Annotated in this window: 15 protein-coding genes; 5 read left to right on the top strand and 10 right to left on the bottom strand. The window is 72.5% G+C overall.

The features are described 5' to 3' along the window. Nucleotides 1-24 precede the first annotated feature (24 nt). Both ABZY12_RS17795 and ABZY12_RS17790 read left to right on the top strand, forming a co-directional pair. A complete protein-coding gene (locus ABZY12_RS17795) occupies nt 25-1188 on the top strand; it encodes a DUF1266 domain-containing protein (protein WP_356891214.1) in 1164 nt (387 codons plus the stop codon). Then, nucleotides 1185-2366 carry a DUF1266 domain-containing protein gene (locus ABZY12_RS17790; RefSeq protein WP_356891213.1) on the top strand — a complete coding sequence of 394 codons (1182 nt, stop codon included), beginning with the start codon at nt 1185-1187 and terminating at the stop codon, nt 2364-2366. The genes ABZY12_RS17795 and ABZY12_RS17790 overlap by 4 nt, the downstream gene beginning before the upstream one ends. 84 nt (nt 2367-2450) lie before the next feature. Here the strand turns inward: ABZY12_RS17790 and ABZY12_RS17785 are convergent, their stop codons facing one another. The 7 genes from ABZY12_RS17785 to ABZY12_RS17755 form a co-directional block, all read right to left on the bottom strand. Beyond that, a complete protein-coding gene (locus ABZY12_RS17785) occupies nt 2451-3032 on the bottom strand; it encodes a TetR/AcrR family transcriptional regulator (RefSeq protein WP_356891211.1) in 582 nt (193 codons plus the stop codon). A gap of 90 nt (nt 3033-3122) precedes the next feature. Then, on the bottom strand, nt 3123-4712 hold the full coding sequence (gene serA, locus ABZY12_RS17780) for a phosphoglycerate dehydrogenase (RefSeq protein WP_356891209.1): 1590 nt from the start codon (nt 4710-4712) through the stop codon (nt 3123-3125). A 236-nt stretch (nt 4713-4948) separates the two neighbouring features. Beyond that, nucleotides 4949-5950 (bottom strand): ketol-acid reductoisomerase, encoded by a 1002-nt coding sequence (ilvC, locus tag ABZY12_RS17775; RefSeq protein WP_356891207.1) that lies wholly within the window; start codon nt 5948-5950, stop codon nt 4949-4951. Nucleotides 5951-6078: 128 nt separating this feature from the next. After that, nucleotides 6079-6603, bottom strand: coding sequence for an acetolactate synthase small subunit (gene ilvN, locus ABZY12_RS17770; RefSeq protein WP_215065241.1), 525 nt, complete (start codon nt 6601-6603; stop codon nt 6079-6081). 32 nt (nt 6604-6635) lie between these two features. Next, nucleotides 6636-8486 (bottom strand): acetolactate synthase large subunit, encoded by a 1851-nt coding sequence (locus ABZY12_RS17765; RefSeq protein ID WP_356891204.1) that lies wholly within the window; start codon nt 8484-8486, stop codon nt 6636-6638. 223 nt (nt 8487-8709) lie between these two features. After that, a complete protein-coding gene (locus ABZY12_RS17760; protein WP_356891273.1) occupies nt 8710-11607 on the bottom strand; it encodes an EAL domain-containing protein in 2898 nt (965 codons plus the stop codon). Nucleotides 11608-12077: 470 nt separating this feature from the next. Beyond that, nucleotides 12078-13040: a 2-hydroxyacid dehydrogenase gene (locus tag ABZY12_RS17755; RefSeq protein WP_356891202.1), complete on the bottom strand. Its 963-nt coding sequence runs from the start codon at nt 13038-13040 to the stop codon at nt 12078-12080. 75 nt (nt 13041-13115) lie between these two features. Here ABZY12_RS17755 and ABZY12_RS17750 point away from each other — a divergent pair, with 75 nt between their 5' ends. The 3 genes from ABZY12_RS17750 to ABZY12_RS17740 all read left to right on the top strand — a co-directional run bounded on the left by ABZY12_RS17750 (nt 13116) and on the right by ABZY12_RS17740 (nt 16638). Further along, nucleotides 13116-14117, top strand: a complete 1002-nt coding sequence (locus ABZY12_RS17750) for an aldo/keto reductase (RefSeq protein WP_356891200.1) — start codon at nt 13116-13118, stop codon at nt 14115-14117. A gap of 72 nt (nt 14118-14189) precedes the next feature. Beyond that, entirely contained in the window at nt 14190-15323 is a 1134-nt protein-coding gene (locus tag ABZY12_RS17745) for a PQQ-dependent sugar dehydrogenase (RefSeq protein ID WP_356891198.1), read from the top strand. A 70-nt stretch (nt 15324-15393) separates the two neighbouring features. Beyond that, on the top strand, nt 15394-16638 hold the full coding sequence (locus ABZY12_RS17740; protein WP_356891196.1) for a tetratricopeptide repeat protein: 1245 nt from the start codon (nt 15394-15396) through the stop codon (nt 16636-16638). Nucleotides 16639-16652: 14 nt separating this feature from the next. On the opposite strand, the gene ABZY12_RS17735 is transcribed toward ABZY12_RS17740, so the two are convergent. Genes ABZY12_RS17735 through ABZY12_RS17725 form a run of 3 tightly spaced genes read right to left on the bottom strand, consistent with a single transcriptional unit; the run spans nt 16653 to nt 21582 of the window. Beyond that, nucleotides 16653-20165, bottom strand: a complete 3513-nt coding sequence (locus tag ABZY12_RS17735) for a CHAT domain-containing protein (protein WP_356891194.1) — start codon at nt 20163-20165, stop codon at nt 16653-16655. A 45-nt stretch (nt 20166-20210) separates the two neighbouring features. Beyond that, a complete protein-coding gene (locus tag ABZY12_RS17730; RefSeq protein WP_356891192.1) occupies nt 20211-21185 on the bottom strand; it encodes a hypothetical protein in 975 nt (324 codons plus the stop codon). A gap of 7 nt (nt 21186-21192) precedes the next feature. Beyond that, complete coding sequence (locus ABZY12_RS17725) at nt 21193-21582, bottom strand: hypothetical protein (RefSeq protein WP_356891190.1); 390 nt, start codon at nt 21580-21582, stop codon at nt 21193-21195. Nucleotides 21583-21622: the final 40 nt, after the last annotated feature.

Below are 21622 nucleotides of genomic sequence, written 5' to 3'. Positions count from 1 at the left end.
CCAGCGGTTTATAAGATCAGGCTCATGCCGATGGGGAGCAGGGCAACGGAAACCTGGGCACCGCCGACGCCCACCGAGCGGTCGCTGCGCGAGGCGGTGACGCGGGGGGACGAGGCGGGGTCGCTCGACGTACTCGCCCGCGGGCGTCTGTACGTACTGACCGCCCGGGTGCACGCCGACGCCCCGGGCTACACCGCTCCCCTGCCGTCGCAGCGCGACAAGGCCGCCCGCCGTACCGTCGTCCCGGTCCTCACCGAGGGCATGCTGCCGCCGTGGCACCCGGAGTGGGTGTTCCGGCAGACGACGCTCGACCAGCTCGCACAGGCATGGCCGGACAACAAGTGGTGGCTCGCGGTCAATCCGGACACCCCGTACGCCGCCGTCCTCCAGGCCCGGCCCGCGCATCGCCAGGCGTGGCGGGACGCCGCCGCGCGCTCGGCCGGGTCGACGCGGATGCGGCTGATCACCCACGCCGGCGGACACCTGCACGGGCCGGTCGCGTCCGGTCTCGCGCTCGGCGCCCATCTCGCGATCGTCAACGGCCTCGCGTGGAACCTGCTCGGCGCCGCCTACGAGGACTACCCGACGGACGTCGCGCGGCTGCGCAGCCCGTGGGGCGTCACCCAACGGGCCGGTTACCACCGGACGTTCGAGAGCCTGCTGGCCACCCGGCTCGTCGGACGCGTCGCCGAACTCGTCCTGCGGACCCGGCGAGGGCTCGTGGCGCGGCTCGGCCGGACGCCCTCCCCCGAGGAGTGGGCCGCCGGGGTCACCACGGCCCTCGGCGGACGGTACGCGGACGAGGACGACCTCCGGGAGGCCGCCGAGTTCCGGCGGAGGATCGCGCACTACGAGGACCGGTTCCGCGCCGACGGCGTCCTCGCGCCCGACGGCCGGGTCGACACCCTGGCCGCCTTCGACCACGGCCGCGCGGTGAACGTCGTACGCCTGGCGCTCGGCGCGCGGTACTGCGACCCGGCGGAGGCCGAGCAGGCCGTCCTGCGGATCGTCGGCCCCGCCCGGCAGGCGTACGGCTCCTGGGCGGACTTCTCCCTCGGCTACCTCCTCGCCCGGCTGATCCACTTCGACGAGGGCGATCCCGAGGGCATGTACCAGGAGTGCCTGGCTCTCCACCGCACCCTCACCCAGGACCCCGCGAGCCCGTACCGGAACATCCCATGGTCATGACTCCCCCGCCCGTTCCCCCGCCCCTCCCCCACGGCGTCCCCTGGGCGCCGCCGACGGAGACCGAGCACCTGCTGTACGAGGCGGGCCTGCGGGGCGACGTGGAGGCCCAACTCCGCGTGCTCGCCGGGACGCACCTCTTCATCGGCGTGCCGAAGGCCGAGGTCGACGCGGAACCCGAGACGGTCTACTGGCGCGCCCTGCCCCACGAGAGCGGGCGCACCGTCCGGCCGCTGCTCACCCGGGGGATGCTGCCGCCCTGGCACCCGGAGTGGGTGTTCCACAGCGTCACGCTCCGGTGGGCCGCCGAGTTCGAGGGATGGCGTGATCCGTGGCAGCTGCTCGCGGTGAACGGCGGCACCCCCGCGCAGCTGCTGCTGCCCACCACGCCGCAGCACCGCGCCTTCTGGCTCCGCTGTTACGCCGAGAACGACCGGGCGGCCGGCGACCGGCTCGTCGCCCTGCGGCACGGCGCCCTGTACGGGCCGCTCGCCTACGGCCTGGCCTGCGGCGCGCACCTGGCGATCGGCAACGGCGTTCCGTGGAACGAGGTCGGCACCGTGTACACCGGCTACACCGACGAGCTCGACACGCTGAGCGAGTCGTGGGGCATCACCGATCGCGCGGGCTGGCAGCGGCAGTTGAACGTCCTGCTCGACGCGCGCAACAGCCCGCCGGAGCCCGACTTCGCCCTGCGGGTGCGCGAGGAGCTGCGGTCCCGTCACGGCGAGCTGCCGTCGCCCGACATGTGGCGCGAGACCGCCGCGGGCCACGCCCAGGACATCGGCGCGGGCCAGGCGGCGGTCACGCACATCGAGGAGCTGGTGCGCCGCATCCTGCGGTACGAGGCCCGGTTCCGCGCCGACGGGCTGCTGCCGCCGGACGGCAGGGTGCGGACGACGGTCGCCTACGACTACGGCCGGGCGGTCAACCTGGCCCGCTGGGGCCTGTCGGCCCGGTTCTGCGCGCCGCCGGAGGCCGAGCAGGCGATCGTCTACGCGGGGGCGCTGAGCAAGTCGGCGTACACCTCGTGGCAGGAGTTCTCGGCCGGGTACGCCCTGGGGCGGGTGCTGCGCTTCGACGGCGAGGAGTACGGCCGGTTCTACGAGCAGAACGTCATCGCGCACCGCGCCCTGTCGGAGCACGAGGGCAGCCCCTGGCACCACATCCCGTGGCGCTGACGGGCCGCTGCCCGCCGCGGGGACGGTGCCGGGCCGGCGGGTGCCGGGCCGGCGCGCCCGGTCCTTCGTGCCAGTGCCGGGGTGTCAGTCGCGCTCGCCCATCAGGACCCTGAGCCCCTCGGTCAGATCGTCCGCCGTCGGCGCCGTCTCCGGGTCCACCATCCACTGGATCATCACGCCCGTCGCCAGCGCCTGACAGAGCAGACCCGCCACCCTGGCCTTCTCCGGGTCCGCCTCGGGGTCCAGACCCAGGAAGGTCTCGGCCATCCCCAGGCGGCCTTCGCGCTGCGGCTCCTTGATCGCCTCGCGGAGCTTCTCGTCGTCGTCGAGACGCGTGACGACCTCCGTCTGCAGCTTCCAGACCGGCCGGCTGGCGTCCGCCGCCCCGATGACCTGCTCCCAGACGGCGTGGAAGCGCTGGTACGGATCGGCCGGCAGCTCCTTCCTGTCCTCACCGCCGCCGGCCGGGCCGACCTGGTCGCCCCACTCCTCCGTCAGCGCCAGGTAAGCCTGCTGGAGCAGCGCGTCCTTGGAGCCGTAGTGGTAGCCGATGGAGGCCAGGTTGGTGCCCGAGGCGGCGACGATGTCCCGCGCCGTGGTGCGGGCGTACCCCTTCTCCAGGAGGCAGCGCTTGGCGCCGTCGAGCAGGTCTTCGCGATGTCCCATGACAGCACTGTACCCGGCACCTAGACGACCGTGTAAGACGGACGTCTGCGTACCGGGTACGGATGCGGGAGCGTACGAACGCCCCTCAGGTCAGATCAGGTTGACCGAACGGGCCGAGGTCGCGCCGATCTCCTCCGCGATCTCCGCGAGCACGTTCGCCGGCACCGTGTCGTCGACGGTGAGCACGACGAGGGCCTCGCCGCCCTCCTCCGTACGGGAGACCTGCATGCCCGCGATGTTCAGGCCGGCCTCACCGAGGATCCGGCCGACGGTGCCGACGACACCCGGACGGTCTTCGTAGCGCAGCACCACCATGTGGTCGGCGAGCGCCAGGTCCACGTCGTACTCGCCGACGGCGACGATCTTCTGCAGGTGCTTGGGGCCGGCCAGCGTGCCGGAGACCGAGACCTCCTCGCCGCCCGAGAGCGTGCCGCGCACGGTGACCATGTTGCGGTGGTCCGGCGACTCGCTCGACGTCGTCAGCCGAACCTCGACACCGCGCTCCTGCGCGAACAGCGGGGCGTTGACGTACGACACGGTCTCGTCGACCACGTCCTCGAACACGCCCTTGAGCGCGGAGAGTTCGAGCACCTTCACATCGTGCTGGGTGATCTCGCCGTACACCTCGACGTCGAGACGGACCGCGACCTCACCGGCCAGCGCGGTGAAGATCCGGCCGAGACGCTCGGCGAGCGGCAGGCCCGGCTTGACGTCCTCGGCGATGACACCGCCCTGGACGTTGACCGCGTCCGGCACCAGCTCGCCGGCGAGCGCGAGGCGCACCGAACGGGCGACCGCGATACCGGCCTTCTCCTGCGCCTCGTCCGTGGACGCGCCGAGGTGCGGGGTGCAGACGACCTGGTCGAGCTCGAAGAGCGGGGAGTCCGTGCAGGGCTCCTTCGCGTACACGTCGAGGCCCGCGCCGGCGACCCGGCCCTCCTTGAGGGCGGAGAAGAGCGCGGCCTCGTCGACGATCCCGCCGCGCGCGGCGTTGACGATCCGGACGCTCGGCTTGACCTTGTGCAGCGCCTCGTCGCCGATGAGACCGAGGGTCTCGGGGGTCTTCGGCAGGTGGACGGTGATGAAGTCGGCGACCTCCAGGAGCTCGTCCAGGGCCAGCAGCTTCACCCCCATCTGGGCGGCGCGGGCCGGCTGCACATAGGGGTCGTACGCGACGATCTTCATGCCGAACGCGGACATGCGCTGGGCGACCAGGACACCGATGCGGCCGAGGCCGACGACGCCCAGGGTCTTCTCGCTCAGCTCGACGCCCGTGTACTTCGACCGCTTCCACTCGCCGTTCTTCAGAGCGGTGTTGGCCTGCGGGATGTTGCGGGCGGTGGCGACGAGCAGACCGCACGCGAGCTCGGCGGCGGTGACGATGTTCGAGGTCGGCGCGTTGACGACCATCACGCCGGCCTTGGTGGCGGCGGAGACGTCGACGTTGTCCAGACCGACGCCGGCGCGGGCGACGACCCGCAGCTTGTTCGCGGCGGCGATGGCCTCCGCGTCGACCTTGGTCGCGGAGCGGACCAGGATCGCGTCCACATCGGCGATGGCGGGGATCAGCTCGTCGCGGTCGGCGCCGTTGCAGTGCCGGATCTCGAAGTCCGGGCCCAGCGCGTCGACGGTGGCGGGCGACAGCTCTTCAGCGATGAGTACGACAGGTTTCGAGCTCACGTGAGTCCTCACAGATCCAGTGCGGACGGCCGTCCCGACGGCCGCAGGCGGTGGAGGGGGCTTGCCGCGTGAAAGCGCACGACGCTGTGGGCCTGAACGCGAATGTTGTTGAGAGTGTAGTGGTGCGCCGGCGCGCTTCATGCGCCTCGTTGGAAGGATCACCCGTCCGTGGTTGGACGGGCTGTCCAACGATGTGGGGAGGGGCCGGACACACCGTCCGGCCCCTCCCCCGAGGCTTACGCCTCCTCGTCGTTCACCCAGCTCATGAGCTTGCGCAGCTCCTTGCCGGTGGTCTCCAGGAGGTGCTTCTCGTCCTGGGTCTTGTACTCGTTGTACTTCTTCAGGCCACCGTGGTACTCGTCCATCCAGTTCTTGGCGAACGTGCCGTCCTGGATCTCGGTGAGGACCTTCTTCATCTCGGCCTTGGTGGCGTCGGTGATGATGCGCGGGCCGGTGACGTAGTCGCCCCACTCGGCGGTCTCGGAGACCGACCAGCGCATCTTCTCCAGGCCGCCCTCGTACATGAGGTCGACGATGAGCTTCAGCTCGTGGAGGCACTCGAAGTAGGCGATCTCCGGCTGGTAGCCGGCCTCGACCAGGGTCTCGAAGCCCGCCTTCACCAGCGCCGAGGCGCCACCGCAGAGGACGGCCTGCTCACCGAAGAGGTCGGTCTCGGTCTCCTCGGTGAAGGTCGTCTTGATGACGCCGGCGCGGGTGCCGCCGATGGCCTTGGCGTACGAGAGCGCCAGGGCGAAGGCGTTGCCGGTCGCGTCCTGCTCGACGGCGGCGATCGCGGGGACGCCGCGGCCCTCCTCGTACTGACGGCGGACCAGGTGGCCCGGGCCCTTCGGGGCGACCAGGGCGACGTCCACGTTGGCCGGGGGCTTGATGAAGCCGAAGCGGACGTTGAAGCCGTGGGCGAAGAACAGCGCGTCGCCGTCCTCCAGGTTGCCCTTGATGGACTCCTCGTAAACCTGGGCCTGGATCGGGTCCGGGATCAGGATCATGATGACGGAGGCCTCGGCGGCCGCCTCGGCGGGCGTCACCACGCGCAGGCCCTGCTCCTCGGCCTTGGCCTTGGACTTGGAGCCCTCGTGCAGACCGACGCGGACGTCGACACCCGAGTCACGGAGCGACAGCGCGTGGGCGTGGCCCTGGCTGCCGTAACCGATCACCGCGACCTTGCGGCCCTGGATGATGGACAGGTCGGCGTCGTCGTCGTAGAACAGCTCGGCCACTGGGAATCTCCTTGATGTGCTGGTGTTGCGTCCCACCGTACGGCGGGGAGCGGAAGGAAAGTTTTCGGGTCTCGCCAGGCGGACCGCCGAACGGACCGGCGGTTGACCGCCCGGCGGTCCGTGAGGGGTCAGGCGCTGCGGTCGAGGGCGCGCAGCGACCGGTCCGTGATGGACCGGGCACCACGCCCTATGGCGATCGTGCCGGACTGCACGAGCTCCTTGATGCCGAACTGCTCCAGCATCTTGAGCATCGCGTCGAGCTTGTCACTCGAACCGGTGGCCTCGATGGTGACCGCCTCGGGCGAGACGTCCACGGTCTTGGCGCGGAACAGCTGGACGATCTCGACGATCTGGGATCGGGTCTCGTTGTCGGCGCGGACCTTCACCAGGACGAGCTCGCGCTGGATCGCGGCGCTGGGCTCGAGTTCGACGATCTTCAGGACGTTGACCAGCTTGTTGAGCTGCTTGGTCACCTGCTCCAGGGGCAGGTCCTCGACATTGACCACGATGGTGATGCGGGAGATGTCGGGGTGTTCGGTGACACCGACGGCGAGCGAGTCGATGTTGAAGCCGCGGCGGGAGAACAGTGCGGCGATCCGGGCGAGGATGCCGGGGGTGTTCTCCACCAGGACGGAGAGCGTGTGCCTAGTCATGTGCGTCGTTCCTCTTCCTACGGCTCTCGGTCTCAGTCGTCTTCGTTGTCGCCGAAGTCGGGGCGGACGCCCCGGGCGGCCATGACCTCGTCGTTGGAGGTGCCGGCGGCGACCATCGGCCAGACCTGGGCGTCCTCGTGGACGATGAAGTCGATCACCACCGGGCGGTCGTTGATGGCGTTGGCCTCGGCGATGACCTTGTCCAGGTCGGCCGGGTCCTCGCAGCGCAGCGCGACACAGCCCATGGCCTCGGACAGCTTGACGAAGTCCGGGACGCGGGTGCCCTTGGAGGGCTCCAGGCCGGTGGCCTCCGGGCCGGAGTGCAGCACCGTGTTGGAGTACCGCTGGTTGTAGAAGAGGGTCTGCCACTGGCGGACCATCCCCAGGGCGCCGTTGTTGATGATGGCGACCTTGATCGGGATGTTGTTGAGCGCGCAGGTGACCAGCTCCTGGTTGGTCATCTGGAAACAGCCGTCGCCGTCGATCGCCCAGACCGGGCGGTCCGGCATGCCGGCCTTGGCGCCCATGGCGGCCGGGACGGCGTAGCCCATCGTTCCGGCGCCGCCGGAGTTCAGCCAGGTGGCCGGCTTCTCGTAGTCGATGAAGTGGGCGGCCCACATCTGGTGCTGGCCGACGCCCGCGGCGAAGATGGTGTCGGCGGGGGCGAGCTGGCCGATGCGCTGGATGACCTGCTGCGGCGAGAGGCTGCCGTCCTCCGGCAGGTCGTAGCCGAGGGGATAGGTCTCGCGCCAGCGGTTGAGGTCGATCCACCATGCGGTGTAGTCGCCCCTGTTGCCCTCGCTGTACTCGGCCTGGACGGCCTGGACCAGGTCGGCGATGACCTCGCGGGCGTCACCGACGATCGGGACGTCGGCGGCGCGGTTCTTGCCGATCTCGGCCGGGTCGATGTCGGCGTGGACGATCTTGGCGAACGGGGCGAAGCTGTCCAGCTTGCCGGTGACGCGGTCGTCGAAGCGGGCTCCGAGGGCGACGATCAGGTCGGCCTTCTGCAGCGCGGTGACGGCGGTGACCGCACCGTGCATGCCCGGCATTCCCACGTGCAGCGGGTGGCTGTCGGGGAACGCGCCCAGCGCCATCAGGGTGGTGGTGACGGGGGCGCCGGTGAGCTCGGCGAGGACCTTCAGCTCGGCGGTGGCGCCGGCCTTCAGGACGCCGCCGCCGACGTACAGGACGGGGCGCTTGGCGGCGGTGATGAGCTTGGCGGCCTCGCGGATCTGCTTGGCGTGCGGCTTGGTCACCGGGCGGTAGCCGGGCAGGTCGGTCTGTGGCGGCCAGCTGAAGACGGTCTTCGCCTGGAGGGCGTCCTTGGCGATGTCGACCAGGACCGGGCCGGGGCGGCCGGTGGAGGCGATGTGGAACGCCTCGGCGATCGTCCGCGGGATGTCCTCGGCCTTGGTGACCAGGAAGTTGTGCTTCGTGATCGGCATCGTGATGCCGCAGATGTCCGCCTCCTGGAAGGCGTCCGTGCCGATGGCCTTCGAGGCGACCTGGCCGGTGATCGCGACCAGCGGGACGGAGTCCATGTGCGCGTCGGCGATCGGGGTGACCAGGTTGGTGGCGCCGGGGCCGGAGGTCGCCATGCAGACGCCAACCTTGCCGGTGGCCTGGGCGTAGCCGGTGGCGGCGTGGCCCGCCCCCTGCTCGTGACGGACCAGGATGTGACGGACCTTCTTGGAGTCCATCATCGGGTCGTACGCGGGGAGGATGGCGCCGCCCGGAATACCGAAGACGGTGTCGGCCCCCACTTCCTCGAGAGAACGGATGAGGGACTGCGCACCCGTGACGTGCTCGACGGTGGTGGCGGTCTGTCCGCCGCTACGGGCCCGCGGCTGCGGATGGTGCCCGGTGGCCTGCTCGGTCATCAGCATTCTCTTCTCGAAGCAGAGGGTTTTTGCGAGGGTTTTGCGAGGGTTTGGCGGGAGCCGGTGCAACAAAAAACCCCTCGTGCCGGGAGGCAAGCGAGGGGAGCGCGTCGGTAGCGTTCAAGCCGGGCCGTTGTCTGGCCCTGCTTCAGCCGACGCGCTTTCCAAGTACGAGAATTCGGGTGCGCATGGCACTGACCCTCCCCCCGACGCACTATCAGTGTCAAGTGGGTGGGACGGGCGTCTCAGTATTTGAGCGGATCGGGGGATGGTTTCCGACAGGGACGGGAACCGCTTCGACGTCCCGTCCGGGAAGCGGATAGTCGTCCCGTACGAGCGCGCGGCGCAGCCGGTACTCGTCCAGCGGTCCCGCGAAGGCCATGCCCTGGCCGTGCGTGCAGCCCATGGCGCGCAGGGCGAGCACCTGCTCGGGCACGTCCACGCCGTCGGCGACGGACTGCAGGCCGAGGTCGCGGGCGATACGGAGCAGCCCGCTGGTGATCTTGCGGAGGCGGGCGGACTCGACCACGCCCTCGACCAGACCTCTGTCCAGTTTCAGTACGTCGACGGGGAGGCGGCGCAGGGCGTTGATGGCCGCGTATCCACTGCCGAAACCGTCCAGCGCGATCCGTACGCCGAGACGGCGCAGGGCGACGAGTCGCTGCTCCAGCTCGTCGAAGGAGACCCGCGGGTCGCTCTCGGCGAGTTCGATCATCAGGGATCCGGACGGCAGGCCGTGGCGGGTCAGCAGGGCCTCGATCGAGCCGAGCGGCAGCGAGCGGTCGAGCAGACCGCGGGCGGAGAGCCGGACGGAGACGGGCGTGCGATGGCCGAGTCTGGCCCGTTCGGCGGCCTGCTCGACGGCCTCTTCGAGGAGCCAGCGGCCGAGCTCGGCGGTGCGCTCGCCGGCGTCGGCCGCCCGCAGGAACTCGGCGGGGGTGAAGAGGATGCCCTGCGCGGAGCGCCAGCGGGCCTGGGCGGCGACGGCCATGATCCGGCCGGTGGTGAGGTCGACGACCGGCTGGTGGAGCAGGGCGAACTCGCCGTCGTGGAGCGCGGTGCGCAGCCGGGTGGCCAGTTCGGTCCTGCGGACGACTTCGGCCTGCATCTGCGGGGCGTAGAGCTCGACGCGGTCCTTGCCGCCGGCCTTGGCCCGGTACATCGCGAGGTCGGCGTTGCGCAGCAGGTCCCCGGCGCTGATGCCGGGCTCGGCGAAGGCGACGCCGATGGAGGCGGCGACCCGTACGTCGTCGCCGCCCTCCAGGCGGTACGGCTGGGAGAGCGTGAGGCGCAGCCGGTCGGCGATCTCGTGGACCTGGAACTCGCGCGCCGACCGGTCCCGTGCGCCGTCGCCGAGGATGAGGGCGGCGAACTCGTCGCCGCCGAGGCGGGCGGCGGTGTCCCCGGCCCGTACGGAGTCCTGGAGGCGGCGGGCGGCCTGGATCAGCAGTTCGTCGCCGGCCTGGTGGCCCAGCCGGTCGTTGACGGCCTTGAAGCCGTCGAGGTCGATGAAGAGGACGGCGGTGCCGGGGTCGGAGGCGCGCCGGCCGCCGAGGGCCTGGCGGACCCGCCGGGTGAACAGGGCGCGGTTGGGGAGGTCGGTGAGGGGGTCGTGCTCGGCGTTGTGCTGGAGCTGGGCCTGGAGGCGGACCCGTTCGGTGACGTCCCGGCTGTTGAAGATGAGACCGCCCTGGTGGCGGTTGACGGTGGACTCGACGTTGAGCCAGTCGCCCCTGCCGGAGCGGAAGCGGCATTCGATCCGGGTCGTGGGCTCCTCCGCGGGAGAGGCGGCCAGGAACCGGCGCACCTCGTGAACCACGCCGCCCAGGTCCTCGGGGTGGATGAGCGAGGCCAGCTCCGAGCCGATCAGCTCCTCGGCGTCGCGGCCGTAGACCCCCGAGGCGGCGGGGCTCACATAGCGGAGTATGCCGCTGGGCGCGGCGATCATGATGACATCGCTGGAGCCCTGCACCAGGGACCTGAAGTGGTTCTCCTTCTGCGCCAGTTCGTGGGTGAGGGCGATGTTGTCGAGGAGCATGATGCCCTGTCGTACGACCAGGGCGAGCACGACCGTGCAGCCCGTGAAGACGACCACGCGGTCCACTCTGCGTCCCTCGACGACGTTGTACAGGATGCCGAGCGTGCAGACGGCCGCGGCGAGGTACGGGGTGAGGGCGGCGAGCGAGCCGGCCACGGGGCGGCTCGGGGTGCGCGGGCCGCGCGCGGCGAAGGCGGCGTCCGGTGCCCGGCGCGCTCCCCAGGGCGCGTACGCGAGGAGCAGCGAGCCGGCGAACCAGCCGGCGTCGAGCAGCTGGCCCGAGGTGTAGTTCTCGCGCAGCAGCGGCGAGGTGAACAGGGCGTCGCACAGCACGGTCAGGGCGAGGGCGGCGATGGCGGTGTTGGTGGCCGAGCGGTTCACGTTGGAGCGGCGGAAGTGCAGGGCGAGGACCATGCTGACGAGCACGATGTCGAGGAGCGGATAGGCCAGCGACAGCGCGGCCCGGGCGACGCTCTCGCCCTCGAAGTGCGCGGTGTGCGCGAGGGCGAGGCTCCACGAGAGGGTCAGCAGGGAGCCGCCGATGAGCCAGGCGTCGAGCGCCAGGCAGACCCAGCCGGCCCGGGTGACGGGCTTCTTGGCGAGGACGAGCAGACCGACGATGGCGGGCGGGGCGAAGAGCAGGAAGAAGAGGTCGGCGATCGAGGGGCTGGGCACCTCCTGGTGGAGGACGACCTCATACCACCCCCAGACGGCGTTTCCGGCGGCGGCCATGGCGGAGGAGAAGCCGAAGAGCAGCCAGGCGGGGCGGAAACGGCTCTCACGGACGCGGGCGTAGAGGAGGCAGGAGACGGCGGCCGCGAGGGCGGCCGCGCTGAGGCCGAAGTCTCCCATGATCAGCGCCAGTTGCCGCGATCCCCAGCCGAGCGCGGCGCCGGTGGCGTAGCCCGCGCAGATCAGCCCGAGGGCGATCTGCGCGACGACCGGGCCGCGTCCGGGCGGCGTGGGGCCGGGGCGCACGGGGTCGGGCCGGTGCGGTGCGGGAGCGGGCGGGGGGCCGGAGACGGGGGCGGGGGCGGCTCCGCCGGCGTGGTGGCGCTCGATGAGCGCGCCGGGGGTGGTCATCGGTGCTCCCCGGCCCTCGGCCGTGCCGTCGCTCCCGCCCGCGGTGAGGTCGGCGGCACCCTTCCCGCCGCGCGGCAGGGCGAGGGAGCCGGTGGGCCCGTCGGTGTCCGCCTCGGTGGGGCGCCGGTCGGCCTGGGCGGGGAGGGCGGCCGCGCCGCGCACCTCGCCCGGGCGGGTGCCCGCCGCGTCAGTCCCCGTGTCGTCGTCGCGCGCGAGGGTCGTCGACGGCGGTCCCGCCGCGTCGGATCGTCGGTCCATCGGCCGTACTTCACCCGTCGCCCCCCTCGGAATCTGATGACCCGTCACGTCGCTCCCCAGCGTCAGCCGTCCTCGACGCGGCCCCCCGCATCGGGACGATACACCAGGTTGGTCACTCAGGGACAGGGGTGCAGTACTCTCCGTGACGATCACGGAATGGTGAGCGACCCTCGCGGAGCCGCCCGGACCCGGGCGTCCGGCGGGCCGTCGGCTCAGGTGGTCAGGACCATGTTCACCAGCCGCTCACCCGCCGCGAACCGGGTCAGCTGGGAGGCGATCAGCCGCTTGGCGCGCGGCAGGAACGCCGAGGTGGAACCGCCGACATGAGGACTCACCAGGACACCGCGAGCGTGCCACAGCGGGTGCCCGGCCGGGAGCGGTTCGGGGTCGGTGACATCGAGCGCCGCGGTGATCCGGCCGCTCTCGACCTCCTTGAGCAGCGCGGCCGTGTCCACGACCGGTCCCCGCGCCACGTTCACCAGCAGGGCGCCGTCCTTCATCCGGCCGAGAAAGCCCGCGTCGGCGAGGTGCCGGGTCTCGGGGGTGAGCGGCGTGGAGAGCACGACCACGTCCGCCCGCGGCAGCAGGGCGGGCAACTCGGCGAGCGGGTGCACCGGTCCGCGCTCCGTGGTGCGTGCGGAGCGCGCGACGCGCACCACCCGCGCGCACTCGAACGGCGCGAGCCGGTCCTCGATGGCGGCGCCGATCGACCCGTACCCCACGATCAGCACCGACTTGTCCGCGAGCGCCGGATAGAAGCCGGCGCGCCACTCCTCGGCGTCCTGCCCGCGCACGAAGCCGGGAATACCGCGCAGCGAGGCGAGGATCAGGGCGAGGGTGAGCTCGGCCGTACTGGCTTCGTGCACCCCCTTGGCGTTGCACAGCTCGACCCCGGGGCGCAGGGCGGGAAGGCCGGGGGTCACATGGTCGGTCCCGGCGGAGAGCGTCTGCACGGCCCGGAGCGACGTCATACCGGCGAGCGGCCGGACGGCGATCTCCGAACCCTTCATGTAGGGGACCACGTAGAAGACGCAGCGCGCCGGATCGGCGGGGAAGTCCGGTCCGCCGTCCCAGAAACGGTAGTTCAGCCCCGACGCGCCCGGTGCGGGAAGTCCGTCGATCTCCTCCGCCGGAATCGGAAGCCACACGTCACGGGTCGTGTCATCGAGTGTCATGACCGGGAGGCTATGCGAAGAATCCGGTGCGCCATTGGTTACTTTGGGGGACGGCACAGGGAGGGGTACCGGCAGGTGGAGCGCAGGACTATCGGGGCGGCGGCGCTCGACGTGGGGGCGGTGGGCCTGGGCTGTATGCCGATGAACTGGGCCTACAGCGGCTCGCAGCAGCGGGGCGACCGTTCGCTGCGGACGGTGCACGCCGCGCTGGACGCCGGGGTGAGCCTGCTCGACACCGCCGACATGTACGGGCCCTTCACCAACGAGCTGCTGGTGGGACGGGTGTTGAAGGAACGCCGGTCCGAGGCGTTCGTCTCCACGAAGTGCGGCCTCCTCGTCGGCGACCAGCATGTCGTGGCCAACGGTCGTCCCGGGTACGTCCGGCGGGCCTGCGACGCCTCGCTCAGGCGGCTGCAGACGGATGTGATCGACCTGTACCAGCTGCACCGCGCGGACCCGGAGGTTCCGGTCGAGGAGACCTGGGGTGCCATGGCCGAGCTGGTGTCGGCGGGCAAGGTGCGCGCGCTCGGGCTGTGCGCGGTGGGCGCGCGGGCGGCCCGGCGCAGTGGAGCGCCCCATGTGTACGACGGAACGATCCGCCAGCTGGAGCGGGTCCAGCAGGTCTTCCCGGTGAGCGCGGTGGAGGCCGAGCTGTCGGTGTGGTCGCCGGAGGCGCTGGAGCGGCTGCTGCCGTGGTGCGAGGCACGGGGTGTGGGGTTCCTCGCCGCGATGCCGCTGGGGAACGGTTTCCTGACCGGGACGCTCACGCCCGGCGGCGGCTTCGAGCCGGACGACCCGCGGGCCCGGCACCCCCGCTTCACGGCCGAGATGATGGCGGCCAACCAGCCCTTGGTCGCGGGGCTGCGGCGGGTGGCGGCCCGGCACGGCGAGGAGGTCACCCCGGCGCAGGTGGCGCTGGCGTGGGCGCTGGGGCAAGGACGGCACGTGGTACCGATCCCGGGGACGAAGCGGGAGTGCTGGGCCGTGGAGAACGCGCGGGCGGCCGACCTCGTCCTGACGGCGGCGGACCTGGCGGAGATCGCCGCGCTGCCGCCGCCACGGGGGTCGTGGGACTGAGAGCGGGAACGCGATCGGGTCGAGCGGTGTATCAAGGGTGAAGGGGATGCCGCTCCGAGAGGGGACCGAACCGTGAGCCGACCTGTTGTGAAGGCCCTGTGGGGCGCCGCCGTGTTCCTCCTGGTGGTGGGATGCGCCTCGGGCGAGGGCGCGGGCGGGGAGCGGACCACGCCCTCCGCCTCACCGCCTTCCGCCTCGTCGCCCGCCGCCTCACCTCCGGCCGCCCCCTCGCCGCAGGCGCGGGTGACCGTCACGGGCACGCTCACGGAGGATCTGAGGTCGCCGTGGGGTGTGGCGGCGCTCGCGGACGGGGATCTGCTGGTCTCCTCGCGCGACGAGCGGACGGTCACCCGGGTCGACGCCGGGACCGGGAGGAAGACACCGGTCGGAGAGGTGCCGGGGGTGGTGCCCGGAGGCGAGGGCGGACTCTTGGGCCTGGCCGTGCGGGGCGGCTTCGTGTACGCGTACTTCACGGCGGACTCGGACAACCGCATCGTCCGGATGCGGTACGGCGGCGGGGCGACGGACCGTCTTGGCACGCCCGAGGTGATCCTCTCCGGCATCCCGAAGGGGAACGTCCACAACGGCGGGCGGATCGCGTTCGGTCCGGACGGCATGCTGTACGCCGGCACGGGCGAGCGGGGCGAGCCGGACCTGGCGCAGAGCGTGGAGTCGCTGGGCGGGAAGATCCTGCGGATGACGCCCGAGGGCGACCCCGCGCCCGGCAATCCCTTCCCCGGTTCGGTGGTCTATTCGTACGGGCACCGCAATGTGCAGGGCCTCGCCTGGGACACCGAAAGGCGGCTGTGGGCGGCCGAGTTCGGTCAGACGACCTGGGACGAGCTGAACCTCGTCGAGCCGGGGAAGAACTACGGCTGGCCGGAGGTGGAGGGCCGCGGGAACGCCTCCGGCTTCGTGAACCCGGTGGCCCAGTGGAGGACGTCGGAGGCCTCGCCGAGCGGGATCGCCTACGCCCGGGGCGCGATCTGGATGGCCGGACTCCGGGGCGAGCGGCTGTGGCGCGTCCCGCTCTCGGGCGCCGAACGCGCCGGGGAGCCCGAGGCGTTCCTGACCGAGGAGTACGGCCGGCTGCGCACGGTGGTGGCGGCGGGTGAGGGCCGGCTCCTGCTGACGACCAGCGAGACCGACACACGGGGTACACCCGGCCCCGGTGACGACAGGATTCTCCGGCTGGACGTGCGATGAGGCGGCGGACACGAGGGGGTGGGCCGACGGTGGACGGGGAACGACTCCTTCGGCCGACGAAGGAGTGGGAATGACCGATACGGACAGGGCGGGTCGGGGCAAGTGGCCGTTCCGCCGGCGCGGCCGGGGCTCGCGGTCGGAGACGGAGACCTCGGCCGCACAGGCTCCTCCGTCCTCGGCCGCCGTACCCGGGCCGTCGCCGGCCCCGGACGCGGCGGACAGCGAGGGTGAGCTGACAGGCCTCGGCTCGTACCGGATCACCCATCACGAGGGGGAGAACGGCATCCCCGTGATGAAGGTGAAGCTCTCCCTGACGCCGTCGGGAATGACCCGTCTGAAGCTGAGTCATCTCGTGCGCGAACACGGTCCGCACCACCCCGAGGTCGTGCGGCTCTCGTTCGAGCTGGCCGAGCAGCTCCGCCGTGAAGGAGAGTTCGACGAGGCGGAGGAGGTCTTCCGCTGGGTCGTGGCGGAGCGCAGGGCGGATCTGGGGCCCGCCCACCCCGACACCCTCGCGGCTGAGACCGCTCTCGCGTCCCTGTTACGGGCGCGCGGACGGCCGGAGGACGCGGAGCGGCTCCGCCGTTCCGTCTTCGTCCAGCGCGAGGCGACCCTGGGCCCGGACCACCCGGACACGCTCACCGCCCTGGCGGATCTGGCCCTCGTCGTGCACGAGCTGGAGCGGCACGAGGAGGCGGAACAACTGGCGCGCACCGCGCTCGATCGCCGGACGCGGGTGCTGGGGCCCGAGCACGAGGACACGCTCGTCAGCCGGAACACGCTGGCGGGGGTGTTGCGGGCCCGGGGCGCGCTGGAGGCGGCCGGGGCGCTCTATCTCTCGGTGCTGCGCGATGCCGAGCGACTCCTGGGACCGGAGTCGAGGCTGACCCTGACGGCGCGGATCAACCACGCGGCCGTCCAGTACCACCTCGGGCATGTCGCCGAGGCCGCGGAGTCGATGCGTGGCGCGGTGCGGCAGTCGGTGAGGATCAAGGGCGCCGGCGATCCGGACACGCTCTCCGCGCACGCCACCCTGGGCGCCATGCTCCAGGCACTCGGCCGGGTCGAGGAGGCCGCGGCGGAGCTGCGGGCGGCCGTCGAGGGCATGGAACGGTTGCACGGCGCCGGCCATCCGGACGTCCTGGAGTACCGCACCAGCCTGGCCGCCACCTTCTTCAACGCGGGCCGGCACGCGGAGGCCGAGGAGGAGTGCCGCCTGGTCGTCGCCGGCTACGAACGGCTCTACGGCGCGGCCGACCCTCGCACCGCGCAGGCCCGGGAGAACCTGCGGATGGTCCGGGCGGCCCGGGGGTAGCGCGGGCGGGGCGCTCAGGGGCCGATGTGGATGTGCGCTCCCCACAGCGAGGGGAGCAGCGGATGGTCCGTGTGCGCCCGCCGTACGGCGGCGTGCAGCGCGTGCGCGGCCCCGTGCGGGAGCCGGCCGTAGAAGGACTGGGCGATGCGCGGGGCGATCTCGTCCGCCACGGGCCACAGCGTGCCCACGACATGGCGGTATCCGGCGAGTTGGAAGGCGCTGGTGATGTGGATCGCCTCGTCCGCCAGCTCGGGGCGGGTCCCGGAGGTGGAGCAGCTGGAGAGGTACGCCAGGCCGGCTCCCGACGGCCGCAGGGCGGAGATGTCGCTGACGGTGAGCGCCCCTTCGAGGTGGTCGTGGGTGAGGATGCGCGAGGCGGAGGGGTCGTGCGGGTCGGTGACGGCGTGGCAGACGAGATGGACGAACGGGCTGGAGCGCAGGGCCTCCCGGACACGGACACGGGTGGCCTCGTCGCCGGTCAGCAGGCGTGCCTCGGTGGTTCCGGGCAGCAGTGTCCGCACCGCTTCCGCTTCGCGCAGGGCGTTCGGCAGGGGCGCGGCCCCCGGCGTGTTCCGTATGGCCACGACCAGCGGCGGTCGCATGCCTCCCGGGGCGGGTCCGGGCCGTCGGCGCGCGTGGTGCAGAGCGCCGACGGTCGGGGTGTAGGAGGAGACGGCGAGGTCGAGTGCGCAGCGCGGCCGGTCCGGGTCGGCCCGGGCGCCGTGGTAACCGGCGGCGTGCAGCGGCAGGAAGGCCAGCGTGCCCTGCGGGCACCACCAGATCCGCCGGGGCGACTCTCCCGGGGCGGGCGGTTCCGTGTAGCCGAGGCGCTGGAGTACGGGTCCGGTGATGGTGTCCCACAGCCATTCCAGTACGCCCGAGAGGGTCTCCTGCGCGGACCAGATCTCCTCCAGGGAGGCTCCGGACCGGGAGGCGGCGCGGGTGGCGTCGAGGAAGAGTGCGACCTGCTCGGCCACGGTGCCGGAGCGCACCTTCAGCGGCAGGACGTCGATCGAGCCGTCGGTCACGATGACGGCGTCGCAGCGGATGCTGATGTTGAGGAGCACCACGGGTCCGTCGCCCGCCTGGCGGAGGATCTCCTCGGCCGGGGGCGGGCGCAGGAAGCCGTCGAACCCCGGCAGCTCCCGGATGCGGCGCAGTAGTCGCTGCCATGCGGCGGCGTGGGCGCGTCGCCGTTCGGCGGCCTGTTCGGTCGTGACCGCCGGGGCGGAGGGGCCGGCCGTCCCGCCGGCCTCCTCCTCGCTCTCCTCGCGCAGCCGCAGGAACTCGTCGGCCAGGGCGGGGGCCTGGTCGCGCAGCCGGTCGAGGTCGAGGTCCCGGGTGCGCAGCAGCCGGCCGAGGAGCACTCCCCTGCCGTGTTCGAGGACCTCCAGGGCTTCCTCGGGCCGTCCGGCCTGGAGGGCGTAGGCGGCGGCCTCCGCCGCGATGCCCGGCAGGCGGGCGAGCGCGTACTGCTGGTCGCTGCGGGTGAGGCTGCGGGTCGCCAGCTCGGGCAGCAGCGACGTGGCCGTCCGCAGGGCGCGCCACGCCGTCTCCCAGTCCTCCAGTACGCCGGACACCTGGCCCCAGGTGACGTGGGCGGCGAGCCGTTCGCGCACCGGAGCCGAGGTGACCGTCGCGATGTCGCGGGCGACGGCGAGGGCCTCGGTGAGCAGGTCGCGGTCCCCGGTCCGCAGGTGCAGGCTGTACAGGCCCTCGGCGAGGGCCTGTCCGGGCTTGATCCGGTCCGGGTCGTCCTGGGGGCGGGCCCGTACGACGGTACGGAGGAGGTCGACGCACTCCTGGAGGTCGGCGAGGTCGTGGCTGATCTCGTAGCGGCCGCGCAACGACTGGGCGAGGTTGTGTCCGGCGACCTCCTGCTGGGTGGGCAGCAGGCTCATGGCATGGCGTTGCAGGCCGATCGCCTCGTCGAGGTCGGCCGGTGTGCCGTCGGCGTGTTCGAAGCGGGCGAGGAGGGCGCGGGCGAGGTTGCTCGTCGCGCTCGCCCGCAGGCCCGGGTTGCCGGCGGTGAGGGCCTGCCGGAAGGCGCCGAGCGCCGCGCTCAGCGCCTCCGGCCGAGCGGTGTGGTGGAACCGGGCGAGGTGGGCGTCGCCGAGCAGGACGAGCACGACCGGCCGGTTCGCGTCCCCCTCGGGCAGCACCAGCAGGGCTTGGCGGCACAGTTCGGCGCACCGGTCGAGGTCCGTGATGTCACCGTGGACGCCGAAGCGTTGGTTCAGGCACGCGGCGAGGCCGGCCTGGTCGAGGGCCCGGTCGGCCGCGTCCCGGTCGGTCGCGGCGGCCAGCGCTTCGCTGTGCAGTGCGATCCCCTCGTCGAGGTCGGCCACGGCTCCGCGCGCCGCGTGCCGGGTCCGCAGGGCGGTGGAGAGTTTGTTGCGCAGGGCGCAGGCGTTGTGGTGGCCGAGACCGGGTTTGCCCAGGGCCGCGCGGAGCAGGGTGACGGCCTGGTCCAGGGAGTCGGCCTCCCCGGTCAGGTCGTACCGGGTGTCGTACGCCGATCCCAGCATTCCGGTCAGCACGGCCCGCCGGGCGCTGTCGGCGGGTTCGCCGGCGACGGCGCCCCGAAGCACGGCGATCGCCTGGTCCGCGAAGTGCGGCCGGCCGGTCCTCACGCCCCGGTCCTGCAGCGCGTCGGCGGCCCGCAGTGCGGCCTCGCCGTGGTCGGCGGTCCCGGGGGCGGTGTTCGAGACCGCGCGCAGGCGCAGGGCGATCACCGTGTCCAGGTCCTCCAGCCGGCCGGTGTCGTCGTAGCGGTCCTGCAGAGCTTGTGCCAGGGCGCCGAGGAGGGCCTGCCGTTCCGGGCGGTCGGCGGGCAGCAGGGCCAGGGCCCGGGAGTGGGCGTCGATGGACTCGTCGCGCGGGCCGGGCTCCCGCGTCAGCCTGTGGAGAACGCCGAGCGCGGAGCCGAAGTTGACCAGCCGGATCGCGAGGTCCTCCTGTTCGGCCTCGGGGGTCAGGCGTACGGACTGGCGGTACAGACGTACGCACTCATCCAGGTCGCCCCGGTCCCCGGTCAGGCGGTTGCGGTCGAAGAGCGTCTCGGCGAGGCCGGCCAGCTGGGCGGGCAGCTCCAGCCCGGCCCGCTGGTCGCCGGAGAGCGCCCGCCGCTGCCAGTCGACGGACGCGTCGAGATGAGCGGGGTCGCCGGTCGCTCCGTACAGCCGCCGCAGGGCGCGTCCGAGCCCGTAGGCGTAGGCGGGCCGGTAGACGTGGTCGGCGGGAGCCTCGTCGAGGGCCTGACGGTAGAGGACGACGGCGTCTTGGAGGGGGCCGAGAGCGCCGGTCCGCTCGTACGTCAGTTCCTCGGTGTAGGCGAGGTTCCGGAAATGGACGTGCCGGTCGGGGGTGCGCGGGCCGAGGGAGGCCACGGCCGTGTGGAACACGGTCCGGGCCCGCTCGAGAGCGGTGGGGTCGCCGGAGCGGATGTAGTCGTCGAGTTCCCGGAGTCCGCGCTCGTGCAGAGCGTGGACACGGTCGTTGCGGCGGCGGTCCCCCATCGCTGACATGAGGCCACGGTATTGCGCTTCGGCGCCGAGGGGGGCCTCAACGGGTCATACGGCGGGCGGCACTTCGGGATGCTCGTACGTGTCCGGCGGCGGCAGACCTTGCCGCCAGGACGCGCACAGGGCCGCCGCCCGGGTGCGCTCCTCGTCGAGTCCGGCCGGCAGCGGAAGGTGCAGAGCCCGCAGCAGATCGAAGCGGTGCAGGTCGAACGCGGTGTGTACGGCGTCTCCGTAGGCGACGGCCGCCTGGACTGCACCGTGGTAGGCGAGGCAGGCGACGGTCAGGGGGATCAGGGCCAGGGCGAGCCACCACCCGCTGGACCACAGCAGTACGGCGGCGGTGAGCCCGGTGACTCCCCCGGTGACGGCGAGCCGCACGGCGCCGTCGAGCGAGTCGCGGGAGTCGTCGACGAGGGCGCGCGACCGGTCGCCGAGGACCAGGTAGAGGCGGGGCCAGGCCACCGCCGCGTCCCAGCCGTGGTCACGGCCCGCGGTGTCGAAAGCGGCGGTCAGGACGTTGCCCAGGGCGGTGGGCCGGACGAGGTGGTCGGGCAGCGGATACCGGCGGCGCAGTCGCGCGGCGGCCGCGCCGGCCCGCTGCACGGCCGCCGCCGTCACCTCCTCCGGCGGCCCGCCGCCCGTGGCCCGGGGCAGTACCGTACGGCGTTCGAGCCGGGCCTTGCGGCGGCGCTGCCGGGCGCGGCACAGCCCCGCGCCGAGGACGTCGGGCCAGCCACCTTGGAGCAGCCGCACCATGGCGAGTTGCAGGGGCTGGAAGACCACGGCGACGACGGTGATGCCGGCGGCGATCAGCACGATCTCGCCGACGCCGAGGCCGGCTGCGGTGCGCCAGGCGCGGCGCATCGACAGGGCGCCGCCGGGGGCGCCCGCCCAGACCAGCCAGAGGATGCTCAACGCCCCTGCGTAGGTGGGGAGGTAGGAGACCAGGAAGAACCGTCCTGAGCTTCCCGAGGCGAGGCCCGAGGGTGCCGTGGCGACGGTGGCGAGGCTGGCCTGGCTCATCGGCGGCTCACCGCAGTTCCATCGGTCCGTGGCCGTCCGTCTCGCACGACGGCCGGTACCGCTCGTCGTAGAAGGCGGTCCAGGCCGTCCGGTCGCAGGACGGGCAGCCGAAGGTCAGCAGGGTGTACTGGGTGGATTCGACGGGCTGGCGGCCACGGTCCTCCTCGCCCGCGCCCCGCACGACCCCGAGCGCGCGCACGGTGCTCAGATGGCCCCGGGTGGTGACCCCGACGACCCTGCCGCCCACGACGAGGACCACGCCGTCCGCCGTCGGCCGGGTGGCCAGCAGGAGGTCGAGCGCGCCGGCGGTGTCGTCCAGGGTCGCGCCGTCCGGCACCTCGAGCCGTGCCGCGCCGTCCGGCGCCGCGCCCTGTCCCACCAGCATCGCGTACTTCATGCAAGCTCCCCCAACGGCTTCCGCTCGGCTCTTCGTTCGG

Source organism: Streptomyces sp. NPDC006551 (assembly GCF_040611675.1).
Lineage (GTDB): Bacteria > Actinomycetota > Actinomycetes > Streptomycetales > Streptomycetaceae > Streptomyces.
The sequence above is the reverse complement of the archived record's forward strand: the minus strand, read 5'-3'. Positions and strand labels throughout refer to the sequence as shown.